Origin of the sequence: Streptomyces colwelliae (assembly GCF_048158785.1) — a bacterium.
In the GTDB taxonomy this organism is placed as follows: Bacteria; Actinomycetota; Actinomycetes; order Streptomycetales; family Streptomycetaceae; genus Streptomyces.
Genome location: NZ_JBLTJC010000807.1, coordinates 1 through 1,248 on the forward strand (window position 1 = coordinate 1; position 1,248 = coordinate 1,248).

The window sequence follows — 1,248 nt, forward strand, 5'->3', positions numbered from 1 at the left end:
GAACGGGGAGAGCGGGACTGGAGGGCCGGGGGGTCCGTCCAGTCCCGCTTTTTTCGTGCCCTCAGACGGTGGGGGTCGCGGCGGGCGTGGAAGCCGCGGCCGGGCGCCGGCCCACCGCCGCCGCCGCGAGTCTGCCCAGCGCCTCGTCCTTGTCGCAGGCGTACGCGCCGAGTCCGGTCTGGCGGGCCACGATCGAGCGCTCCAGCCGCATCAGCCGCCAGCCGCGCCGCAACAGGAACGGCACGGACTTACGGCCCTCCCTGAGATCCCGCAGGAAGCGGCGCCGGAAGGTGCGCATCGGACCCCGGTTCAGGCACAGCGCGTCGGCGAGGACGCCCAGTTCCTGGCAGCGGGTGATGACCTCGGCGGCGAAGATGCCCTCCGCTATGAACAACGGGGTCCGGCCCACATCGACCGCCTCCGTGCCCGTGCGCGCGCTGAGCGAGATGTCGTAGACCGGCACGTCCGTACGGCCCGTGCGGCACAGCTCGACGATCGCGGCGACCGCGACGTCCGCGTCCCAGGAGCCGGGGTGGTCCCAGTCGATGTCCGAACTCCCCGCCACCTGCGGCAGCGTCGGGTCGTCGCCCTCTTTGTAGAAGTCGTCGAGCCGCAGCACGGGCAGACCGGACCGGGCGGAGACGAGGGACTTGCCGGAACCCGAGGGGCCGCACAGCAGCACGACACGGGCCGGTGACGGGGAAAGGATGCTCACGGGACACCAGTTTGACGTATTCCGTACGTCCTGCCGACCCCGCGGGTCGGCAGTGGAACGCGCATCACACGTCAACTACCCTTCGTGCTGACCTGATTACCCTGCGCACCAGAAGGTGGCACCAGCAATGGCACGACACACGCCCCCCCAGCACCCGACCGCCCAGCGCGCCCTCGTCGCCCTCGCGACCGCCGGAGTAGCCCTGGGCGCGGGGGCGGCGTCGGCCGCCGCGGACACCGCGCCGGTCGTCGACGTGATGCGGACGCGGCCCACGTCTCTGGGCAAGATCGACCCCGCGGCGGGGCTTGGCGCGCTCACCGGGACGGTCGGGTATGTCACCGGGCCTGTTGCCGGGCTCAAGCCGAATCCGCTCGCGGGGACGGGTGTTGATCCGCTCGACAACGGGGTTGCGACCCAGCTCGCGGACTTCCAGCCCCTTGCTTCGCAGATGCTGACCGGGCCTGTTGCGCAGGCCCAGTCGATCGGGAGTGTGCCTGTGGTGGGGCAGGCGCTGGGAGTGCTCGGGGGTTGAG

Annotated in this window: 2 protein-coding genes; one reads left to right on the forward strand and one right to left on the reverse strand. The window is 71.6% G+C overall.

Annotated features, from left to right (window positions below; genetic code table 11):
- Positions 1-61 precede the first annotated feature (61 nt).
- Positions 62-715, reverse strand: a complete 654-nt coding sequence (locus ACNFOC_RS54500) for a uridine kinase family protein (protein ID WP_416966331.1) — start codon at positions 713-715, stop codon at positions 62-64.
- 127 nt (positions 716-842) lie between these two features.
- Here ACNFOC_RS54500 and ACNFOC_RS54505 point away from each other — a divergent pair, with 127 nt between their 5' ends.
- A complete protein-coding gene (locus tag ACNFOC_RS54505; protein ID WP_416966332.1) occupies positions 843-1,247 on the forward strand; it encodes a hypothetical protein in 405 nt (134 codons plus the stop codon).
- Position 1,248 lies beyond the last annotated feature (1 nt).